This window comes from uncultured Bacteroides sp. (assembly GCF_958445495.1).
Classification (GTDB): domain Bacteria; phylum Bacteroidota; class Bacteroidia; order Bacteroidales; family Bacteroidaceae; genus Bacteroides.
Genome location: NZ_CAUCSQ010000002.1, coordinates 181,935 through 202,440, shown reverse-complemented (window position 1 = coordinate 202,440; position 20,506 = coordinate 181,935). Strand labels below are relative to the sequence as shown.

21 protein-coding genes are annotated in these 20,506 nt (G+C 43.5%); 9 read left to right on the top strand and 12 right to left on the bottom strand.

Annotated features, from left to right (window positions below; genetic code table 11):
- Positions 1 to 21 precede the first annotated feature (21 nt).
- Positions 22 to 1,080 (top strand): DUF2027 domain-containing protein, encoded by a 1,059-nt coding sequence (locus Q5076_RS01780; protein ID WP_303010504.1) that lies wholly within the window; start codon positions 22 to 24, stop codon positions 1,078 to 1,080.
- A 106-nt stretch (positions 1,081 to 1,186) separates the two neighbouring features.
- Here Q5076_RS01780 and Q5076_RS01775 read toward each other — a convergent pair whose 3' ends face one another.
- From Q5076_RS01775 to hemW, 10 genes are all read right to left on the bottom strand, one after another.
- Positions 1,187 to 1,543: a hypothetical protein gene (locus Q5076_RS01775; RefSeq protein WP_303010503.1), complete on the bottom strand. Its 357-nt coding sequence runs from the start codon at positions 1,541 to 1,543 to the stop codon at positions 1,187 to 1,189.
- Positions 1,544 to 1,833: 290 nt separating this feature from the next.
- A complete protein-coding gene (locus Q5076_RS01770) occupies positions 1,834 to 2,442 on the bottom strand; it encodes a lysine exporter LysO family protein (protein ID WP_303010502.1) in 609 nt (202 codons plus the stop codon).
- On the bottom strand, positions 2,439 to 2,726 hold the full coding sequence (locus Q5076_RS01765) for a LysO family transporter (RefSeq protein ID WP_303010501.1): 288 nt from the start codon (positions 2,724 to 2,726) through the stop codon (positions 2,439 to 2,441). Before Q5076_RS01765 ends, Q5076_RS01770 begins: the two co-directional genes overlap by 4 nt.
- A 2-nt stretch (positions 2,727 to 2,728) precedes the next feature.
- The gene (locus Q5076_RS01760) at positions 2,729 to 3,499 is read right to left on the bottom strand and encodes a hypothetical protein (RefSeq protein ID WP_303010500.1); all 771 of its coding nucleotides are present in this window, start codon (positions 3,497 to 3,499) and stop codon (positions 2,729 to 2,731) included.
- Entirely contained in the window at positions 3,496 to 4,494 is a 999-nt protein-coding gene (locus Q5076_RS01755; RefSeq protein WP_032844020.1) for a DUF4249 domain-containing protein, read from the bottom strand. The genes Q5076_RS01760 and Q5076_RS01755 overlap by 4 nt, the downstream gene beginning before the upstream one ends.
- A gap of 7 nt (positions 4,495 to 4,501) precedes the next feature.
- Complete coding sequence (locus tag Q5076_RS01750; RefSeq protein ID WP_303010499.1) at positions 4,502 to 7,204, bottom strand: TonB-dependent receptor; 2,703 nt, start codon at positions 7,202 to 7,204, stop codon at positions 4,502 to 4,504.
- A gap of 1 nt (position 7,205) precedes the next feature.
- Positions 7,206 to 8,087: a FecR family protein gene (locus tag Q5076_RS01745; RefSeq protein ID WP_303010498.1), complete on the bottom strand. Its 882-nt coding sequence runs from the start codon at positions 8,085 to 8,087 to the stop codon at positions 7,206 to 7,208.
- 22 nt (positions 8,088 to 8,109) lie between these two features.
- The gene (locus Q5076_RS01740; RefSeq protein ID WP_303010497.1) at positions 8,110 to 8,538 is read right to left on the bottom strand and encodes a hypothetical protein; all 429 of its coding nucleotides are present in this window, start codon (positions 8,536 to 8,538) and stop codon (positions 8,110 to 8,112) included.
- 93 nt (positions 8,539 to 8,631) lie between these two features.
- Positions 8,632 to 9,189 (bottom strand): RNA polymerase sigma-70 factor, encoded by a 558-nt coding sequence (locus tag Q5076_RS01735; protein ID WP_303010496.1) that lies wholly within the window; start codon positions 9,187 to 9,189, stop codon positions 8,632 to 8,634.
- A gap of 20 nt (positions 9,190 to 9,209) precedes the next feature.
- The gene (hemW, locus tag Q5076_RS01730; RefSeq protein ID WP_303010495.1) at positions 9,210 to 10,340 is read right to left on the bottom strand and encodes a radical SAM family heme chaperone HemW; all 1,131 of its coding nucleotides are present in this window, start codon (positions 10,338 to 10,340) and stop codon (positions 9,210 to 9,212) included.
- A 307-nt stretch (positions 10,341 to 10,647) separates the two neighbouring features.
- On the opposite strand from hemW, the gene Q5076_RS01725 reads away from it, so the two are divergent.
- The 3 genes from Q5076_RS01725 (at position 10,648) to Q5076_RS01715 (ending at position 15,330) form a co-directional block, all read left to right on the top strand.
- Positions 10,648 to 12,804 (top strand): translation factor GTPase family protein, encoded by a 2,157-nt coding sequence (locus tag Q5076_RS01725; RefSeq protein ID WP_303010494.1) that lies wholly within the window; start codon positions 10,648 to 10,650, stop codon positions 12,802 to 12,804.
- 266 nt (positions 12,805 to 13,070) lie between these two features.
- Positions 13,071 to 14,627, top strand: a complete 1,557-nt coding sequence (locus Q5076_RS01720; RefSeq protein ID WP_004306607.1) for a sensor histidine kinase KdpD — start codon at positions 13,071 to 13,073, stop codon at positions 14,625 to 14,627.
- Between the two features lies 1 nt (position 14,628).
- Positions 14,629 to 15,330, top strand: a complete 702-nt coding sequence (locus tag Q5076_RS01715; RefSeq protein ID WP_004299326.1) for a response regulator transcription factor — start codon at positions 14,629 to 14,631, stop codon at positions 15,328 to 15,330.
- Positions 15,331 to 15,408: 78 nt separating this feature from the next.
- Here the strand turns inward: Q5076_RS01715 and Q5076_RS01710 are convergent, their stop codons facing one another.
- Both Q5076_RS01710 and Q5076_RS01705 read right to left on the bottom strand, forming a co-directional pair.
- Positions 15,409 to 15,585: a hypothetical protein gene (locus Q5076_RS01710; RefSeq protein ID WP_004326214.1), complete on the bottom strand. Its 177-nt coding sequence runs from the start codon at positions 15,583 to 15,585 to the stop codon at positions 15,409 to 15,411.
- Positions 15,586 to 15,725: 140 nt separating this feature from the next.
- Positions 15,726 to 16,172, bottom strand: a complete 447-nt coding sequence (locus Q5076_RS01705) for a MarR family winged helix-turn-helix transcriptional regulator (RefSeq protein WP_004299328.1) — start codon at positions 16,170 to 16,172, stop codon at positions 15,726 to 15,728.
- A gap of 160 nt (positions 16,173 to 16,332) precedes the next feature.
- Between Q5076_RS01705 and rpsF the strand changes: the two genes are divergently transcribed.
- The 5 genes from rpsF (at position 16,333) to Q5076_RS01680 (ending at position 20,501) form a co-directional block, all read left to right on the top strand.
- Positions 16,333 to 16,677, top strand: a complete 345-nt coding sequence (gene rpsF / locus Q5076_RS01700; RefSeq protein ID WP_004306610.1) for a 30S ribosomal protein S6 — start codon at positions 16,333 to 16,335, stop codon at positions 16,675 to 16,677.
- 2 nt (positions 16,678 to 16,679) lie between these two features.
- Positions 16,680 to 16,952 carry a 30S ribosomal protein S18 gene (rpsR, locus tag Q5076_RS01695; protein ID WP_002562536.1) on the top strand — a complete coding sequence of 91 codons (273 nt, stop codon included), beginning with the start codon at positions 16,680 to 16,682 and terminating at the stop codon, positions 16,950 to 16,952.
- Positions 16,953 to 16,966: 14 nt separating this feature from the next.
- Positions 16,967 to 17,410, top strand: a complete 444-nt coding sequence (gene rplI, locus Q5076_RS01690; protein WP_303010493.1) for a 50S ribosomal protein L9 — start codon at positions 16,967 to 16,969, stop codon at positions 17,408 to 17,410.
- Positions 17,411 to 17,487: 77 nt separating this feature from the next.
- Positions 17,488 to 19,152 carry a DUF6377 domain-containing protein gene (locus tag Q5076_RS01685; protein ID WP_303010492.1) on the top strand — a complete coding sequence of 555 codons (1,665 nt, stop codon included), beginning with the start codon at positions 17,488 to 17,490 and terminating at the stop codon, positions 19,150 to 19,152.
- Positions 19,153 to 19,388: 236 nt separating this feature from the next.
- Positions 19,389 to 20,501, top strand: a complete 1,113-nt coding sequence (locus tag Q5076_RS01680; RefSeq protein ID WP_303010491.1) for a Gfo/Idh/MocA family protein — start codon at positions 19,389 to 19,391, stop codon at positions 20,499 to 20,501.
- The last annotated feature ends 5 nt before the right edge of the window (positions 20,502 to 20,506 follow it).

Below are 20,506 nucleotides of genomic sequence, written 5' to 3'. Positions count from 1 at the left end.
AACTTTAATTGGAGATACGATATGAAAATAGGAGATAAAGTGCGCTTCCTCAGTGAAGTGGGCGGTGGGATTGTGACAGGATTCCAAGGTAAGGATTTCGTTCTGGTGGAAGACGCGGACGGTTTTGATATTCCGATGCCGATACGCGAGTGTGTGGTGGTTGAAACGGACGATTATAATATGAAGCGGAAACCGGCTTCACCGAAATCCCGGGAGGAAGAGCCCGTTAAGCTGGTGAAACCGGAAATCCCGGCGGTTCAGCGCCAACCGGAGATGCGTGGAGGCGATACGCTGAATGTTTGCCTGGCTTATGTGCCCGAAGATGTGAAAGCGATGACGGTTACCCCTTTTGACGCTTATTTGGTAAATGACAGCAATTATTATCTGTACTATGCTTATCTGAGTGCGGAGGGAAAAGCGTGGAAGACCCGTTCGCACGGATTGGTGGAACCCAATACGAAATTGCTGTTGGAGGAATTTACCAAAGATGCATTGAACGATATGGAACGGGTGGCAGTGCAACTGGTGGCTTTTAAAGAGAATAAGCCGGCGGCAATCAAGCCCGCCGTCAGCGTCGAAATACGGATTGATACCGTAAAATTTTATAAGTTGCACACATTCAGGGAGTCGGATTTCTTTGAAGAGCCGGCATTGATTTACGATATTGTGAAAGATGACGTGCCGGTGAAGCAGGTATATGTGTCGGCGGAAGAAATCCAGGCCGCCTTGTTGCAGAAGAAGGCTGTCGATAAGCCTAAATCACAGCCAATCGTGAAATCCGGGCAAAGCGTTAAAAATGGAATTATCGAAGTCGATCTCCATATCGATTCGTTATTGGACGATACGAAAGGAATGGACAACGGGGAAATTTTGAATTACCAGTTGGACAAATTCCGGGAAGTTATGGGAAACTATAAAAATAAGCGTGAACAGAAGATTGTCTTTATTCATGGCAAAGGGGATGGAGTGCTTCGGAAAGCCATTATTGACGAATTGCGGCGGAAATATAGCAGTTGCCGCTACCAGGACGCTTCTTTTCAGGAATATGGATTCGGAGCTACCATGGTAACCATAAAATAATTGCATGGCCGTTGTCCGTACGGAACGCATGCAACGGGGAAATAGAAACAAAGGGTGCAAACCATAACATGGCTTGCACCCTTTTTCCTTTTGCATATCAATCATTTTACTTATTCAGTTCGATACCTCTGTTTTGAAGGGTAATATTCATCAAAGCGGCATATTTGGCATATTGTTCCGCATTGAGGGTCTTCTTCATCAATTTCAGGTTGCCGTAAACAGCGTTGCGCAATTTGGCTTCTTTATTTTTTTTCGCCGTTGTAGCTCTCGACATCTGTAATGAGAAGTAATCGCAGATATTCGCTACCTCTTCGCTTTGTGCGGAACTCAATTTTAAATATTTACCTAATTTATTCACATTGATATTACCTTCCCATTTTGCGGTTGCAGGCTGGTTTCCCGCTGCAAAAGTCATGGCAGCCAAACAGAATACTGCTGCCAGTGTTAATCCTAAACGTTTCATAATACCTCTTTTTTTAATTGTTATACCTAAAAACAAACCTTTAAAATAAATCTAATACCTATTGAAAATAGTCTAAGCGCTTAGTTTTTCTTTTTACCTGTGCAAATATAGAGATATGTTTTATAACACAAAAATAAAGAAAGAGAAAAGATTTTGTTTAGCGTGATTTCTTGATGTAGGTCAAGAGAGTATATGCTTTTTGATACGAAAAACCGGGATTTTGAAATGTATTTGTAATATGTGTGCGGGAACGAATACCTGATATTGCTCTATTTTAGGATTTATTGCTATTAAAATGATATGGAACAAAGAAATGTGACAAGGAAAGGAACGCTGAAATCGACGATAAAACCGTGGAAGATGGAAATGATGACGAACTCTTTTCCGGAACAACGGGTGATGATAGGGAGAGTGGTGTCCATCGTTGTGGCTCCGCCGACGGAAATGGGGGCCAGTTTGCCGAAATACTTTACCAGCAAGGGAGCGCACAGCAAGGCGATAATTTCACGCATGATATTGGATAACAACGCGATGGTCCCCAGTTCTGCGCCTTTATACTCGGTGATGAAAATGCTGGAGAGCGAATAATACCCGAAACCGGCCCCGACAGCCATACAGTCCAAGGGGCTTCGTTGGCTCATAAAAGCTCCTGCGACGGCACAGCCTGCCAACGTGCCGAGTATCGTCATGACGGGAAGAAATACCAGCCGGGGGTTCAGCGAACGAAAACTTTTTAGCGTGTTCGGGTCGTTTCCGATGCTGATACCTACGCAGAACATCAGTCCGCAGAGAGCGTAATAACTGAGCTTGCTGTCGGTGAAATCGTATGGGATAAGATGATAAAACCCGCAAAGAGTACCGATAATGAAAAATGAGACGATAATCAAACTGCCTTTCATACTTTTGTCTCCTTTCCTCTATTCCATTTATATAATAGATACCATAATCCCCAGGCGCATAACGTACTCCCTGCAACGGCGGCTACAGTAATGATAGCGGCTTCCAGGCCGAGAGTGTGCAAACCTTTGACAATAGACTCGTTGCCTCCTACATCTATTCCGAGAAGAAAGAGGAGAATCCATATGAGGAAAGTGATTATCTTGTGTATCCATGACAGCCTTTTGCTGCGTGACAAGTAGCCGAAAAATATGCCTGCCAGCATAATTCCAATAATGATAAACATAGTCAGTGTCTGCTTTTTGGCTGCAAAGATAGTATTAAATGTATATCCTGGCTAATCTCTTCCACGATTTCTTTCGTGGCTATTGACAGACATTCGGCCATATCATCCAGGCAAGCGGCATTGGCGGACAGCGAATCTTCGAATTTTTGAGTTTTTTCAGTTTGACGGTATTCTGTAAAGTAAGTTTTATCAAGCAGGCAATCTTCTTTTTGAGTGAGCCGGATGGAAACGGTAAGACTGGAAACTGCCGGACGGATTCTGTTATTGACAACTTCCAACATTTCTCCCTCAAACCAAAGGACACTCGACTGGTTGAGTTTGATTCTGGCACACGTCTCATTCTTTCTGATTTTTACTTCCAGCCGATAGGCGGAATCGGGAATCATTTTTCCTTTCTGATTATCTATCAGATGACAGCAGGTGCTACTGTTACATTCGGTAAGCAGTGCCTCCGTCAGAAATTCCCGATAGAGTTGGGTGAGAGAAGACTCTCCTAACCGAAGATGGAAAAGCTCACCCTCATAGTTATATAGCAGTAGCGGAATATATGCAGACTTTTTTCGTTTCACGCTGGTGTAATAATCCATGTTGGAGTAGTCGATGAAGTCCAGATATACGGTTTGATCTGCTTTCTCCTGATAGATAGGAGAAGTGAGCTCGTAATACAAGCTGGATTTTAAGGCTTGTATCTCCCTTAACATACTCCGGCTGCTTCGGCAGGAACAGAACAGCGGTAATGCGATGAGTATAAATAGTAGGTGATGAGTTTTCATATCCATGGCTTTTCTATATGAATGATTTTGCTTGTCTCCGTACTGATCCCGACAATCCCGACCCCTCCGTGCACATTGCCGGGATATTTGATTGGTTCGTTTATTGTCTCATCATAAGCGTCGGAATCTGCCAGGTTGAGTGCTTTCAGATAGTAATATTCGGTTTCTGTAATGCTTAACAGACGCACAATAATATCCATCTTTACATTCGTTCCATATTTGGAAAGCCCCTCAACATTTGTCTGGTTGTAAACTGTCATGGTATAAGATGTATTTTTGAATCGTGAGTCGTCAAACACCCCATATATATTCTTTACAGTGTCGAACATGCCATTATCTTCGTCATCGCTGTTGGTAGGCTGTCCGTCCGTCAACACAACATCTTCGCGAGATATAAAATGATAACGGTGTGTGGTTTGAGTGACATATTCGCCTATTTCATTATTATAGTCTTTCACTGTCATTTGCTTATCCATGATAAGTCGATAGAAATTATTTTCGTTGGGGCGATCTTTGATGTTGATTTTATATCGGAGGTAATTCTGTGTATAATAATACTGTGTCAGTGGAACAGTGACCGTATCGATATCAGTTATTTCGTTGGGACGCTGTGGAACGGTAACTTCAGCCCATGCGTGATACTGCCCGTCGTCAGTGAGAGCGTCGATACGTACTACATCTCCGGGAGAGAACTTGCCGGAAATGTTGAAGCGGCATTGCATATCTCCTTCCGCCTGGGGTGGGAGCGGACGTAAACTTTCTGACAACTGTCCGTTAACACGTACTTCCACGGTGGCTTTTTCTGCATGAGTGGCGTATCCTCTTCCCGTGAAATTGAGGTAAAGAACATTGGTCAGACTATCTGCGTTGATTAGTGCGTTCATCACTAGTTTGGGGGGATTGTCCTTTACACTAAACGGGAGTTCGTTTTCGCAAGATACTGTTGTCAGTAATGCTATTAACAGGATAAATGGATAATATATACGAGTTCTCATAATGGGTTTAGAATTTATAAGTGTAAGTGAATGATGGAATTAATGGAAGTATAGTATACTTCTTGATAATCGGTTTGTAGGGATCGTTTTTGCTGGTGCTGCGATATACGAAGGTAGGATTCATCGCATTATATGCATTATACAGACTGATATTCCAGGTACGCATACCATGTTTGGTCTTTTTGTTGAAATTGACTCCCACATTCAACCGGTGACTGGCTGGTAACCGGTAATTATTACGATGCTCCACATACGAAGCTTCTCCGATGGTGGGTGAAGTTATGCCTGAATCAAAATAATCTCCATATCCATATCCTCCTCCAAATCCGTTGTTTGTGCTGTCGCTAGGACGGATGACAGCGGTTTTCTCTTCAGGGATTGTACTTGTTCCGCCTGTATAGAACACCCAGGAAGCACCGATGTCGATACGTTCGTTGAACTTATGGTTGATTGTCAGGTTGATATTGTGTCTTCGGTCATATTTATATGGAAACCGTTCACCGTTGTTGATACCGCCTTTAGCAAACTGACGATCACTTTTGGACAAAGTGTAGGACAGCCATCCCGTCGTTCTTCCAAGTGTCTTCTGTGCCATAAACTCAATACCTGCCGAACGTCCCTTGCCCATTTCCACTTTATTTTCCCAACCGGCAGAAGAACCGAAGAAGCTGACTCCTTCCTTATACTCCAATACATTATACATATCTTTATAATAGCCTTCTACCGAGAATTCCCATCCCTCGATTCCCGTATAGTATCCGCCTAATGAATATTGGTGAGAGCGCATCGGTTTGATTTTTTTAGTCACGGGAACCCATAAGTCCGTAGGCATTGCGATTGGCATGGATGATAACAGATGTACGTATTGGCTCATTTGTGTATAAGAGGCTTTCAGAGTTACGTCTTTCCCTAGTTGATAACGGGCGGAAACTCGTGGCTGCAAAGAAGAATAACTCTGCTTCTGTACCTGAAACAAGGAGAAGTGTAATCCGAGATTCAGACGCAGACGGTCATTCACCTTGATGTTGTCTTCCAGATAAGCCGATAGCTCATGCCCGTAAATCCGGCTGTTGGCGATGCTGTGGTAAGTGGTGTCGCGATCTACTTTGTCTCCTGTTTTCTCGGAGATTTTGGATGTCATGACCTCCGGACGGAACCGATGATAGATATATCCTGTACCAAATTTAATGTGGTGTGCGGGAGACGGGTTATAATCGAAATCGATCTGATAGCTCCAGTCATTGATTCCCGAACGATAATCGGCTGAATATCGGTTGATTATCGAAGCTCCCATGCTGTTAGCATATTTATTGTTATTGTATGAGTTGACGTCGAATAAATAGTTGTTGTAAGAGACGGTTGTGTTGCTGAACAGACGGTTGTTGAATATATAGTTCCATCTGGCGGAAACAATGGTATTTCCCCAATTCATTGTGCTTCCATCCTTGGAGTCGGTATCTCCATCATAATTGGCGGCAAAATGATCTTTTCCATTGTAAACGCTTAGATAGATACGGCTCCGGTCGGAGAATTTATGATTGATTTTGGCATTGATGTCATAAAAGTAATAACCATATTCTTCATCATTCGGCATAAATGGCTTGGCGATGAGATCGACATACGAACGTCTGGCGGAAATGTTGAAAGAGGTTTTTCCTTTCACAATCGGGCCTTCCAGATTGATTTTGCTGGTTAGTAGTCCGATACTGAACGTGCCGTGGTATTTTTGCATGTCTCCGTCATTCGTGCGTACGTCGATGACGGAAGAGAGCCGTCCGCCGAAACGGGCCGGAAAAGAACTTTTGAACAACGTTACTTTTTTGACGGATTCGGGGGTGAAGACCGAGAAGAAGCCGAACATGTGGTCTACGTTGTACACGGGAATCCCGTCCAGCAGAATGAGATTCTGGTCCGGGCTGCCACCGCGTATGTATAATCCCGCCGAACCGTCGATTCCCGCCTGTACGCCGGGCATTAGCTGGATGGCTTTCATCACGTCGGCTTCTCCCAATATGCTTGGGGTATTTTTGATTTGCGTCATCGGAATTTCAATGGCTCCCATCCGGGTGGCTGTGGTTCCTGTCTCGGCTTTGTCCGAGACAATCACTACTTCCTGCAATTGTGTGTTTCCCCGCATGCGGATGTTTAACAGAGTATCCCGCGAGAGTTTGAGCTTGCGTGTTTCCGTGGCGTACCCTAAATAAGAGAAACGTAACTCGATGTCTCCTTCGGGCAGGGTGATGCTGTAGAAACCGTAAGAGTTGGTGGTGGTTCCTTGCTTTTGGCGGTTTTCGACAATATTGGCTCCAATCAGCGTTTCGGAAGATGTCCCGTCGGTCACGTGTCCGCTGACGGTAAATTTACGGTATCCGGTTGGGGGCTCTTTTTTCTTTTGCAGGAGGATGTACCGGCCGGAAAATTGATAACTGACCGGCTCGTTTTTGAAAACAAGGTCAAGTATTTCGTGCAACGGCTTGTTCTTTACTTGCAGGTTGATTCTGTGCCTGATGGCTATTTCTTCGCCATAGATGAAAGAATATCCGGTGGAGTTTTCAATCAGCCTGACAAATTCTTTCAGTGTGGCGTTGCGCTGTTTCAGCGAAAGTCCGGCTTCCGGGGCCTGTGCATATCCTTGTGTGGAGATAAGGAGCGCCGCTCCCATCAGAATAAGGGCTCTGACGGGCAGGCGGCATAGGAATATCATATTCATTTTAGTCTGGTTTAGCAGTGATGGTAATTTGTTTCTTGTTTCGTGAATAGTTGAAATAACCGGCATCGTGCAATACGGATAGGATGGTTTCCAAATCTTCTCCGTTGCGGAACCGTGCCGTAATCCGGTAGTTTTGCAAGGACGTATCGGCTATGTGAACCGTTGTTCCGAACGAGTTGGATAATTCGCGGGCGACTTCCCGCAGAGTCAGATTGTCGAATATGAACTCTCCCTGCCGCCAGGAAATCTCGTCTTGCGCATTCTCCGGCACTTCGCAGGTGAGTCTCTTTTCCACCTTATTATATACGGCAGTCTCATTCGGCTTCAAAATCATGCGGCCGGATTTGCTTTTGTCGCTGACTGCCACCGAACCTGTCAGTAATGTTGTCCTTACGTCCGGGTTGGCAGGGTAGGCGTCCACATTGAAATGAGTTCCCAACACTTGGATGTCGACTGTTTCGGTGTACACGACAAACGGGTGTCCGGGGTCTTTGCTTACTTCAAAATACGCCTCTCCGTTTAACTCTACTTCCCGTTGGCCCGATTTGAACTTTTCCGGATAGGAAAGCGAAGAATAACGGTTGAGAGTGACGGTGCTGCCGTCCGGGAGACGGATGGTACGTACTTCCGCCAGGGTGGAAACCGTTTGCATAGCGGCAGGCTGCATATATGAATAGGTTGCCCATACCGACAGGCAAAGCAGGATTACCGCCGCCGCTGCCGGGAATGTGCGTGCCAGAACCAGGCGCCGGGTGTATGATTTCAGCCTTCTTTCCAGTTCCGGATAACTTTCTTTTGCCGAAAAACACCCTCGCGGCGAACGTGTGGAAGCGACGAGCTTGTTCAGTATTTTTTCGAACTCCGTATCGGTATGTTTTTTCATCTTTTCCGTATTTTTTTGTTGATTATTTCTGTTTCAGCAGAATGGTTAGTTTGCTGATTCCGCCCTCTTTCCATTGGGGCGTACAGGTGAGGATGACATTCTGTTCTTTTAAGACCATTTGTCTGGGATAGATTTTGACGGTGGTTGTTGCCGATGTCTTTCCCGCTTTGACGATTACCTGTTTTTCCGTCAGTTGCATGATTGCGGCCTGTCCGGTTGCCGGAGAAGGGGAGGTCAGCAATACGGTCCGGTCTTTCTTGGATTTCTTCATTGCGATGATTTTGACTTCCAATCGGTCTTCGGCTTTGTTCCTGTCACATTCTACCGTTTGTTTTGAGTCCTTGAATCCCACATAGTCTTTGGGAAAATCGTCTTTGTCGCATGAGAACAGGCTCAGGCAGACCGATAGGAAAATAAGAAACCGGATGCTTACATTGTTTGGCTTTTCCATTTTTTCTGTCTTTTTGAGGTGATTAACTGGTTTATTTGCTGATAAAGACCGGAGGTTGACAGAAAATCACTATATGCTTTTTCTAAATAATTGTTAATCCGTTATCTCTGCCCGGCTAATCATCTCTTTCAGCCGTGCAATCGCTTTTTGAAGTTGGGCGTCTACGGTATTTATGCTGATGCCCAGTTCTTCCGCCACCTGCGCATAACTTTGTTTCTCTTCGCGGATGCGGATGAATATTTCCCTGCAACGTTCCGGAAGCCGGTCGAGCGCCTTTACATAGAGGGCGAACAGCTCTTCGCTGATTAATGACTCTTCGGGCGAGTAGCTTTGTTCTTGGGGTTCCGGCAAGGAATCGGGATAGACGAGGGGACGCCGTGATTCTTTTTCCAGATAATTGAGTGAAGCGTTTTTGACCAGGATGAAACAGTAGTCTTCAATATTTCTCACATCGGGCAGGGTGTCTCGTTGTTTCCACAGTTTCAAGAATACGTCGAGGACGATTTCCTGCGACCATTTTTCTTGTTTCACGTAGTAGTAGGCAATGCGGAAAAGGCGGTCGTAAGTCATATCGTAAAAGTTCCGGAAAGCAGTTTGCGAATCCTGCTCTTTCATTTGCCGCAATAACTTTCTTACTTCTGATTCGGTCATCGGTCTGTTGTTTGCATTGGTTAGTCTACCCGGAGCAAATCGCTCATGATACTGTCTGAGATGAAGATGCCTTCACGGGTCAGGTGCAAGGTGCCGTCCCGTTCTTCCAGTTTACCGCTTTTCAGGTAGGGTTCCGCCATTTTCCGGCAATATTCCCACATTTCGTTGCCGAACGTCTGTTTCAGCTTTTCTATGGAAACGCCCCATACGGTACGTAGGGCCGTGATGATAAATTCATTGTACCGGGTGGCCGGGTCCAGATATTCCGTTTCAAAAGTGCGGCGGCCTTCTTCCATTCCTTTTATATAGGCATCGAGGGAAGAGGCGTTCCATTCCCGTGTCGTGCCGTCGAACGAATGCGCTGACGGCCCGCATCCCAGATAGGGTATCCCTTTCCAGTAGGAAGTGTTGTGGCGGGAATATTTTCCGGGACGGCAGAAATTGGAAATTTCGTAGTGTTCGAATCCCGCTTTCTGCAAACGCTCTATCAGCAATGTGAAAAAATCCAAACTGGAATCTTCGTCCACTTCGGATATCCGGTGTTGTTTTAACATATTGTATATAGGGGTATTTTCCTCATAAATCAGGTGGTAGGCAGAGATGTGCTCCACGTCCAGGCTGATGGCGCGGCAGAGGTCATTCTCCCATTGTTCCCTGGTTTCTCCGGGCAGTCCGTAGATGAGGTCGATGCTGATGTTCCGGAAGCCGGATTTCCGGCATCTCTCCACCGCTTCCATAGCCGTGCGGGCATTGTGCCGGCGCTTCAACCGTTTGAGCATCTCGTCGTCAAAGGTCTGTATTCCCATACTGAGGCGGTTGAAGGGAAACGTGGAAAGCATTTCCAGGTATTCGGAAGTCAAATCGTCGGGGTTGGCTTCCAGGGTGATTTCATGACAGCGGCTTAATCCGTAGTGTGTCCGGATGGTATCGAATATCTGTTTGAAATCTTCCTCCTCCAGCCGGGACGGGGTTCCGCCGCCGAAATAAACGGTCTCTACCTCTTCCCCTTTCAAGTATGCTTTCCGCATCGCCAGTTCCCGGCAAAGAGCTTGTACGTAACGGGGCTTGAGTTCGCTGCGGGTGGTCGAGTAAAAGTCACAGTAGATGCAGCGCGTTTTACAAAAAGGAATATGAAGATAGATACCTGCCATAGTTATGCCGTTTTAGAAATTGCGGATGTAAAAGTAAGACTATTATCAGATATATCAAAAAACTTATGGATGGAAATCGTTTGCCGTTCCTTTCTTTGTTTCCGGGAATAATGGGACGTCTGTTTCCGTGCGAAAGCCGGTCGGATGCCGGGACGAAAAGAAGATTGTGTTAAAAATGTGTTACATAACATTGTTTAGTAACACTGCCTTAAGTGTTGCTTTTCCCCCGATTAATCCCTAATTTGCGCGTCACTAAAATGAATGTATGTGAAAACCATACTAAGTAATTATTTAAATCTTGTGTATTATGAAAGTATATCAGACTAATGAAATCAAGAACATTGCCTTGTTGGGAAGTTCTGGCTCTGGGAAAACCACTCTCGTGGAAGCGATGCTTTTCGAGAGTGGGGTTATAAAACGTCGCGGAACTGTCGCTTCGAAAAATACCGTCAGCGATTATTTCCCTGTCGAGCAGGAGTACGGTTACTCTGTTTTCTCAACTGTTCTTCATGTGGAATGGAATAATAAAAAGTTGAATATCATAGATTGTCCGGGGTCGGACGACTTTGTAGGCAGTACTGTAACTGCATTGAACGTAACTGATACGGCAATCATTCTTCTCAATGGGCAATATGGCGTAGAGGTAGGTACGCAAAATCATTTCCGATATACAGAAAAACTGAATAAACCCGTTATTTTTCTCGTCAACCAGCTTGACAATGAAAAATGCGACTATGATAATATCCTGGAACAATTGAAAGAGGCTTACGGTTCTAAGATTGTTCCTATCCAATATCCCGTAACCACCGGTCCGGGATTCAACGCTTTAATCGATGTGCTGTTGATGAAAAAATACTCTTGGAAACCTGAAGGCGGGGCTCCTGTGATTGAGGAAATTCCGGCGGAAGAGATGGACAAGGCCATGGAAATGCATAAGGCGTTGGTAGAGGCTGCCGCCGAGAATGACGAAGGACTGATGGAAAAATTCTTTGAACAGGATTCCCTTTCGGAAGATGAGATGCGCGAGGGCATCCGCAAGGGATTGATTGCAAGGGGGATGTTCCCGGTATTTTGTGTTTGCGGAGGGAAAGACATGGGAGTGCGCCGTTTGATGGAGTTCCTGGGGAACGTTGTTCCTTTTGTTTCTGAAATGCCGAAAGTGCAAAATACGGAAGGAAAAGAAGTGGCGCCGGACGTGAACGGACCGGAATCCCTTTATTTTTTCAAGACGAGTGTGGAACCGCATATCGGCGAGGTTTCCTATTTTAAGGTGATGAGCGGAAAGGTTCATGAAGGAGACGACTTATTGAATGCGGACCGCGGCTCGAAAGAGCGTATCGCGCAGCTTTATGTCGTGGCGGGCGCTAACCGCATCAAAGTGGAAGAGTTGCAGGCCGGCGATATCGGTGCTGCCGTGAAGCTGAAAGATGTGAAGACCGGCAATACGTTGAACGGTAAGGACTGCGACTATAAGTTTAATTTTATCAAGTATCCGAATTCTAAATATTCCCGCGCTATCAAACCGGTTAACGAGGCGGATGTGGAAAAGATGATGACTATCCTGAACCGTATGCGCGAAGAAGACCCGACATGGGTGATTGAACAATCGAAGGAGTTGAGGCAAACTTTGATTCACGGACAAGGGGAATTCCATCTCCGCACATTGAAATGGCGCCTGGAAAACAATGAGAAACTTCAAGTGAAATATGAAGAGCCGAAGATTCCGTATCGTGAGACGATAACGAAAGCCGCCCGTGCGGACTACCGCCACAAGAAACAGTCCGGAGGTGCGGGGCAGTTCGGTGAGGTGCATCTAATCGTGGAACCTTATAAGGAAGGTATGCCTGTTCCCGATACGTACAAGTTCAACGGGCAGGAATTTAAGATTAACGTGAAAGGCACGGAAGAGGTTCCGTTGGAGTGGGGCGGCAAGCTGGTATTTGTCAACAGTATCGTGGGCGGTTCCATTGATTCCCGTTTCTTGCCCGCTATCCTGAAAGGGATAATGGCACGTATGGAGCAAGGGCCGCTGACCGGTTCGTATGCCCGCGATGTGCGTGTTATCGTGTATGACGGCAAGATGCATCCGGTCGATTCGAATGAAATTTCCTTTATGCTTGCCGGACGTAACGCTTTCAGCGAGGCGTTCAAGAATGCCGGACCTAAAATTCTGGAACCGATTTATGATGTAGAGGTATTTGTTCCGTCCGATAAGATGGGTGATGTGATGGGAGACCTTCAAGGACGTCGCGCCATGATTATGGGAATGAGCAGCGAGAAGGGATTTGAAAAGCTGGTGGCTAAGGTTCCTTTGAAAGAGATGTCTTCTTATTCTACGGCTCTCAGTTCGTTGACCGGAGGGCGCGCTTCATTCATCATGAAGTTCTCCAGTTATGAGCTTGTTCCGTCCGATGTTCAGGATAAGTTGATTAAAGATTTTGAAGCGGGACAAACTGAAGAATAGCTGTTTATTGTTTACTGAATAGTTAAAACCGTTGCCTTTTTTAAGTAAAAGGCGGCGGTTTTTGTTTAACTATGATTAATAAAGATGGAAAAACGCAAGGAGAAGATTTAATTTTTTATTAAATTTGCAAACCAAAGGAGGGCTTTTATTGTTGTAGTAATCAGAATACAACCTAAATAGCTCCTTACGGTTAATTTCCGGGAAGTTCCGGTTAAATCAAGTTAATGCATTAGGAGTGTTAATTAGGGAGTGTTAATTTTGTTGCTATGAAGAAGTCAACAATTTGGATATTAGGTATTGTAATGGGGCTTTCCTTCCTTAGCCTGCTGTATTTGCAGGTTAGTTATATTGAGGAAATGATGAAAACCCGTAAGGAGCAGTTTGATTCGGCTGTACGCAATAGCCTGGATCAGGTTTCCAAGGATGTGGAATATGCAGAGACCAGACGTTGGTTGATCGAAGATATTTCAGAAGCGGAAAGAAAAGCACTGATTGCGAATAACGCTTCCATACAACAAGACAACTTGATTCAGCAAACGCAACGGTTCACGGTGAAGTCTAAGGATGGAAAGGTATATTCGGATTTTGAGCTGAAAGTGATGACCACCAAGCCCTCCGAGCTTCCAAAGGCTATGATTTCTCCTTACAGGGGAACAAAGACTATTCCGGAAACTTCGCGTTCATTAGTGGAAGCCATCAAGAATCGGTATATGTATCAACGGGCGTTACTCGATGAAGTGGCTTGGCAGATGATTTATCGGGGAAGTGACAAATCGATTGGAGACAGAGTACGGTTCAAAGAACTGGATGACTATCTGAAATCGAGCTTATATAATAATAGTATAGACTTGCCTTATCACTTTACGGTGATTGACAAAGACGGTAGGGAAGTCTATCGTTGTGCGGATTATGAGGCAAAGGGAAGTGAGGACGCTTATCAGCAGGCATTGTTCAAGAATGATCCGCCTGCAAAAATGAGCATATTGAAAGTGCACTTTCCTGGTAAGAAAGATTATATCTTTGACTCAATTAGTTTCATGATTCCGTCGTTGATATTTACGCTGGTATTGTTAGTGACATTCATCTTTACGATTTATATCGTATTCCGGCAAAAGAAACTGACGGAAATGAAGAATGACTTTATCAATAATATGACGCACGAATTTAAAACACCAATATCTACCATTTCATTGGCAGCGCAGATGTTGAAAGATCCCGCGGTAGGAAAATCACCGCAGATGTTCCAGCATATATCGGGAGTGATAAATGATGAAACCAAGCGCTTGCGCTTCCAGGTGGAAAAGGTGCTCCAGATGTCGATGTTCGAACGTCAGAAGGCAACTTTGAAGATGAAGGAGATTGATGCGAATGAATTAATTTCAGGAGTTGTCAATACCTTTGCGCTGAAAGTGGAACGGTATAATGGTAAGATAACATCGAACCTTGAGGCCACCGATCCTGTTATATTTGCAGATGAGATGCATATCACGAATGTAATCTTTAATCTGATGGATAACGCGGTGAAATATAAGAAACCGGAAGAGGATCTGGAACTGAAAGTGAGAACGTGGAATGAGTCGGGTAAACTGATGATTTCGATACAGGATAACGGTATCGGTATTAAAAAGGAGAACCTGAAAAAGATATTTGAAAAGTTCTATCGTGTACATACGGGTAATCTGCACGATGTGAAGGGCTTTGGACTGGGATTGGCTTATGTGAGAAAAATTATATTGGATCATAAGGGAACCATCCGGGCGGAAAGCGACCTGAACGTGGGAACTAAATTTATTATTGCATTACCTTTATTAAAAAATAATTGATATGGACGAGAAACTGCGTATTTTATTATGCGAGGATGACGAAAATCTTGGCATGCTTTTAAGAGAATATCTACAGGCAAAAGGTTATTCTGCTGAGTTATATCCTGATGGAGAAGCCGGTTATAAGGCTTTCTTGAAGAATAAATATGACTTGTGCGTGTTTGACGTAATGATGCCTAAAAAAGACGGCTTCACACTGGCACAGGATGTCCGTGCAGCAAATGCTGAAATTCCTATTATCTTCCTGACTGCTAAAACGCTGAAAGAAGATATCCTGGAAGGATTTAAAATCGGTGCGGATGATTATATCACCAAACCGTTTAGTATGGAAGAATTGACGTTCAGAATTGAAGCAATCTTGAGACGTGTTCGTGGAAAGAAGAACAAAGAAAGCAATATCTATAAGATTGGTAAGTTTACTTTCGATACACAGAAACAAATTCTGTCGTCAGAAGGCAAACAGACTAAACTGACTACCAAAGAATCTGAACTGCTCGGATTGCTTTGTGCGCATGCAAATGAGATTTTGCAACGTGACTTTGCTTTGAAAACGATCTGGATCGACGATAACTATTTCAATGCCCGTAGTATGGACGTGTATATCACGAAACTACGTAAGCATCTGAAAGAAGATGATTCTATCGAGATTATCAATATCCACGGAAAAGGCTATAAGCTGATTACCCCGGAAGTTGAATCTTAATAATCGCATTTGAGATGACTACAAATAAAAAATCCCGGAAACATTCGTTTCCGGGATTTTTTATTGATTTTTGCGAAATTAATCAGCGATCTTCTTATTAATAACAATATAAGAAATGAGTCCCAGTACTACAAGTACTACAGAAGTACCCAGAATGGCGTTGTTATTTACATTACCTGTAAATGAACAACCCAACAGGATGACTACTCCGGCCAAGATTAATATCAATCCTAAGTTCTTTAATAAGCCTTTCATGCGTGTGTATTTTAATAGATTATAATATTCCAGTCACAAATTAAAGCATAATTCTTTAACGGGCGAAATTATTTGGATAAAAATTCCATTATAAATGCACGATTTAGTGGATTTTATGATTTTAAGATCTGTTCTTCTGCTTAATCTTTCGTATTATAGAATACCTTTTTCAGTACCTCCTGCCCAATGCTCAATTCGTCGAGGGTGATGCCATGAAGAGCCTCTTTCAGAGTCTGGCCGGCAATGACGCGCGCTTTTTCTTCCAGTTCTTTTCCGTCTTTAGTCAGGTGGATCAAATTGGTACGGCGGTCTTTTTTATCGGAAATGCGCACAACGAGATGCTGCCGTTCCATATTGTCTATCAAGCGGGTCATGCTGGGTTTGTCTTTAAAAGTTGCATTACACAACTCTTGTTGTGTAACACCGTCTTTTTCCCACAAAAAAATGAGTACCGTCCATTGTTCCGGACTGATTTCCAGCCCGTTCTGACGGAAGTTACGGTACAGCTTACGGTTGATTGCCGCGGAAACTTTGCCATTTAATATGGCGAATATAAGCCGGATATCGAAATTAAATTGCTCTATCATGAAATTATTGTTTAAACAACTTTGCAAAGGTAAGTCACTTCCCGGATAAATCCTATCTTCGGATACAAAAAAAGATTAAATATTTGTAGTTCAAAATAAAATGTCTAACTTTGCACCCGCATTTAAAATCAAATAATTTATTTATTTAATTAAACGAAGTATGAATCAATACGAAACCGTTTTCATTTTAACTCCCGTTTTGTCTGATGTTCAGATGAAGGAAGCGGTAGAAAAATTCAAAGGCGTTCTTCAAGCTGAAGGTGCTGAGATTATCAATGAAGAAAACTGGGGACTGAAGAAATTGGCTTACCCAATTCAGAAGAAGTCTACAGGTTTTTACCAACTGATTGAGTTCAATGCAGATCCTACTGTAATTGACAAGCTGGAACTTAATTTCCGTCGTGATGAACGCGTAATCCGTTTCTTGACTTTCAAGATGGATAAGTATGCTGCTGAATACGCTGCAAAAAGAAGAAGTGTTAAATCAAACAAAAAGGAGGATTAATCATGGCACAACAAGTTCAATCAGAAATCAGATATTTGACTCCGCCGTCAGTAGATGTTAAGAAGAAAAAATACTGCCGTTTCAAAAAGAGTGGTATTAGGTATATCGACTACAAAGATCCTGAATTCTTGAAGAAATTCTTGAATGAACAAGGAAAAATCCTTCCGCGTCGTATTACAGGTACTTCTTTGAAGTTCCAACGTCGTATCGCGCAGGCTGTGAAGAGAGCTCGTCACTTGGCATTGCTGCCTTATGTAACTGACATGATGAAATAAGAAGGAGGAAAAGTATGGAAATTATATTGAAAGAAGACATTGTAAACTTGGGTTATAAGAACGATATCGTAAACGTGAAATCCGGATACGGTCGTAATTATCTAATCCCAACCGGAAAAGCTGTCATTGCTTCTCCTTCTGCAAAGAAAATGTTGGCTGAAGAACTGAAACAGCGCGCTCACAAACTTGAGAAAATCAAGAAAGATGCCGAAGCTATGGCTGCTAAGTTGGAAGGCGTTTCTTTGACTATCGCAACTAAAGTAAGTTCGACCGGTACGATTTTCGGTTCTGTAGGCAGTATCCAGATTGCCGAAGCATTGGCTAAGCTGGGACACGAGGTTGACAGAAAGATTATCGTTGTAAAGGATGCTGTAAAGGAAGTGGGCAACTACAAAGCAGTTGTAAAACTTCATAAAGAAGTTTCCGTTGAGGTTCCTTTCGAAGTAGTTGCAGAATAAGAGCAAATTTACTTCTCTATAAAAAAAGCGGTTTGTTCTTTGAATGAATCGCTTTTTTCGTTATACTTGCTAATAATATGAAATTCAACTGTTGTTTTCTGAAGAGGAGGATAGGGCTGCTGCTGGTTGCTTTGGGAATCGGCAGTGTTCTTTATGCGAATAATGAATTGAAGATGTTGGCTGACTCTTTGCGTAGAGTGATAGATGAAAAACATGTCTTTGTTCAGAAAAAGGAGGAGAGGATTAACCGGATAAAGTGTATGTTGAAAAGTGCCGGTTTGACGCTTGAAGGGGAATACAGGATAAATCTCCGGTTGTATGATGAGTATAAGAAATTTCATATTGATTCCGCCATCCATTATGTGGACCGGAATATCGAGATTGCCCGGCAGTTGAACAGGGCTTATTTGAAAACGGAGTCGTCTTTGCATCTTAGCCTTTTGTATTCGATGTGCGGCAGATTCAGGGAGGCGGAGATGCTTTTGAAAAGCGTTAAGACTTCAGAACTTCCTAAAGACCTTTTGATTGCCTATTATCAGACTTACTCCAATTTTTGGGGGCATTATTCCATCTCCGTAGCTAATAACCTGTATTGGAAACAGCAATCTGCTTACCAGGATTCATTGTTTGCCTTGATTGACCATACTTCCTGGGATTACAGGATGTCGGAGGCGGCTTATTATATGTGGAGCGATACTGTGAAATCAAAGGAGATTTTTCAAGAGTTGCTTGAAATCGAGGAGGTAGGAACACCCAGGTATGCAATGATTACTCATTCGTATTCGAGATTGTGCAGGCATCAGAAGAAGTATGACGAGGAGAAAAAATATTTAATGTTGTCGGCTATTGCCGATACCCGGAATGCGACGCGGGAGAATGCATCCTTGCAATCGCTGGCATTGATACAGTATGAAGAGCAGAATCTGGCTGATGCTTTCAAGTTTACGCAATCTGCCATTGATGACGTGATTTCTTCGGGCATTCATTTCCGGGCTATTGAAATTTATAAGTTCAATTCCATCATTAATACCGCTTACCAGGCGGAACAGGCTAAATCGAGGTCGAATCTGACTGTTTTTCTTATTTCTACAAGTGTCATTCTTTTTCTTTTAATCTTGCTGGTGGTCTTTATTTATCTCCAGATGAAAAAAACGCTGAGGATAAAACAGGCGTTGGCGCAAAGCAATGAGAAGCTTCTACGGTTGAATGAGAAATTGAATGCCGTGAATAGCCAATTGAACGATACCAATAATCAGTTGTGCGAGATTAACAGCATTAAGGAGCATTACATTGCCGAGTTTTTTGATGTGTGTTTCAGTTATATCTATAAGATGGAGAAGTATCAGAATGTATTATATAAGATTGCCATCAACAAGTATTATGATGAACTGATTAAGAAGTTGAAGTCGTCGGCGTTGATTGACGAGGAATTGAATGCGTTGTATGTCCGTTTTGATAAGGTTTTTTTGAGTCTGTATCCGACTTTTGTTTCTGATTTTAACGCTTTGTTGAAAGATGAAGAAAAAATTGTCTTGAAACCGGACGCATTGTTGAATAGGGAGCTCCGTATTTATGCCTTGTTGCGTCTGGGAATTACGGATAGCGGGAAAATCGCCAACTTCCTCCGTTGCTCTACGAGTACCGTTTACAATTATCGGACGAAGATGCGGAACAAGGCTGCCGTGGACAGGGATGAATTTGAAAATGAAATTATGAAAATCAGTTCAACTCAGGATAAATAATTGCATTTATTCAGTAAGGAATGATTCCAAACCTTCTACATTTTTTATATTCTCTTTGAGGGTTAATCCGTTGATTTATAGGAGTAAGTAAGAAAAAAGAATCTACACAAATTGCTATAACCTCCCAAAAGTGTTGTTTATTTGGCTAGTTTTGCAATATCGGTTTTCACCAGTCAATTTGATGATGAAAATTTGATGGTTTTTATTTTGTTTGCACTTAAACTTGCTACTATAATATGAATACACAAATTTCATCGGACACGAGAATAAAAGTCGGAATAATCGGTTTCGGTAGAATGGGACGATTCTATTGGGAGGCGATGCGGAAAAGTGGGAGATGGGACATAGCTTATATCTGCGATACGAATTCTGAATCGCGTGAACTGGCTAGGAAATTATCTCCGGAATCTCAAGTAATAGAAGATAATCAACCAATTTTTGAGGATGAGAGCGTGCAGGTCGTCGGACTTTTTACGCTGGCTAATTTTCGGATGGAGCAGATAGAAAAGGCCATTCGGTATAATAAGCATATCATTGCGGAAAAACCCATTGCGGATACGATGGAAAAGGAGTGGAAGACTGTGGAGCTGGTGGAGGGTTCTTCTCTTTTCTCTACCGTGAATTTGTATTTGCGGAATTCTTGGTACCACAATCTGATGAAGGAATATATCCGGAAGGGAGAAATCGGTGAATTGGCTATCATCCGTATTTGCCACATGACTCCCGGACTGGCGCCGGGCGAAGGCCATGAATATGAGGGGCCCGCTTTCCATGATTGTGGCATGCATTATGTCGATATTGCCCGCTGGTATGCCGGTTGTGAGTACCGGACATGGAATGCGCAGGGGGTAAATATGTGGAATTATAAGGACCCTTGGTGGGTACAGTGTCACGGGACGTTCCAGAACGGGGTGGTCTTTGACATCACTCAGGGATTTGTTTATGGGCAATTGTCGAAAGACCAGACACATAATTCATACGTGGATATCATCGGAACGGAGGGAATCGTACGTATGACACATGACTTTAAGACTGCTGTGGTCGATTTGCACGGGGTCAATCAGACACTTCGCATAGAGAGGCCTTTCGGCGGCAAGAATATCGATGTGTTATGTGACTTGTTCGCCGATTCGGTAGAAAGCGGGCGGCGTAGTTCTCGTTTGCCGTCGATGCGCGACTCGGCTGTTGCTTCCGAATATGCGTGGAAATTCCTGCAAGACGCGCGTATGCACGACTTGCCGGCTATCGGCGATTTGCATACGCTTGAACAGATTCGTGAACGAAGGAGAAACATGAAAAATGGATATGGATTGCTACATAGTAACCGTCCACAAATAACGAACCCTTAAAATAA

Bases quoted from the DNA above. Each gene is read 5' to 3' on its own strand.
- Q5076_RS01780 (WP_303010504.1), top strand. From the start codon at position 22: ATGAAAATAGGAGATAAAGTGCGCTTCCTCAGTGAAGTGGGCGGTGGG.
- Q5076_RS01775 (WP_303010503.1), bottom strand. From the start codon at position 1,543: ATGAAACGTTTAGGATTAACACTGGCAGCAGTATTCTGTTTGGCTGCC.
- Q5076_RS01770 (WP_303010502.1), bottom strand. From the start codon at position 2,442: ATGAAAGGCAGTTTGATTATCGTCTCATTTTTCATTATCGGTACTCTT.
- Q5076_RS01765 (WP_303010501.1), bottom strand. From the start codon at position 2,726: ATGTTTATCATTATTGGAATTATGCTGGCAGGCATATTTTTCGGCTAC.
- Q5076_RS01760 (WP_303010500.1), bottom strand. From the start codon at position 3,499: ATGAAAACTCATCACCTACTATTTATACTCATCGCATTACCGCTGTTC.
- Q5076_RS01755 (WP_032844020.1), bottom strand. From the start codon at position 4,494: ATGAGAACTCGTATATATTATCCATTTATCCTGTTAATAGCATTACTG.
- Q5076_RS01750 (WP_303010499.1), bottom strand. From the start codon at position 7,204: ATGAATATGATATTCCTATGCCGCCTGCCCGTCAGAGCCCTTATTCTG.
- Q5076_RS01745 (WP_303010498.1), bottom strand. From the start codon at position 8,087: ATGAAAAAACATACCGATACGGAGTTCGAAAAAATACTGAACAAGCTC.
- Q5076_RS01740 (WP_303010497.1), bottom strand. From the start codon at position 8,538: ATGGAAAAGCCAAACAATGTAAGCATCCGGTTTCTTATTTTCCTATCG.
- Q5076_RS01735 (WP_303010496.1), bottom strand. From the start codon at position 9,189: ATGACCGAATCAGAAGTAAGAAAGTTATTGCGGCAAATGAAAGAGCAG.
- hemW (WP_303010495.1), bottom strand. From the start codon at position 10,340: ATGGCAGGTATCTATCTTCATATTCCTTTTTGTAAAACGCGCTGCATC.
- Q5076_RS01725 (WP_303010494.1), top strand. From the start codon at position 10,648: ATGAAAGTATATCAGACTAATGAAATCAAGAACATTGCCTTGTTGGGA.
- Q5076_RS01720 (WP_004306607.1), top strand. From the start codon at position 13,071: ATGAAGAAGTCAACAATTTGGATATTAGGTATTGTAATGGGGCTTTCC.
- Q5076_RS01715 (WP_004299326.1), top strand. From the start codon at position 14,629: ATGGACGAGAAACTGCGTATTTTATTATGCGAGGATGACGAAAATCTT.
- Q5076_RS01710 (WP_004326214.1), bottom strand. From the start codon at position 15,585: ATGAAAGGCTTATTAAAGAACTTAGGATTGATATTAATCTTGGCCGGA.
- Q5076_RS01705 (WP_004299328.1), bottom strand. From the start codon at position 16,172: ATGATAGAGCAATTTAATTTCGATATCCGGCTTATATTCGCCATATTA.
- rpsF (WP_004306610.1), top strand. From the start codon at position 16,333: ATGAATCAATACGAAACCGTTTTCATTTTAACTCCCGTTTTGTCTGAT.
- rpsR (WP_002562536.1), top strand. From the start codon at position 16,680: ATGGCACAACAAGTTCAATCAGAAATCAGATATTTGACTCCGCCGTCA.
- rplI (WP_303010493.1), top strand. From the start codon at position 16,967: ATGGAAATTATATTGAAAGAAGACATTGTAAACTTGGGTTATAAGAAC.
- Q5076_RS01685 (WP_303010492.1), top strand. From the start codon at position 17,488: ATGAAATTCAACTGTTGTTTTCTGAAGAGGAGGATAGGGCTGCTGCTG.
- Q5076_RS01680 (WP_303010491.1), top strand. From the start codon at position 19,389: ATGAATACACAAATTTCATCGGACACGAGAATAAAAGTCGGAATAATC.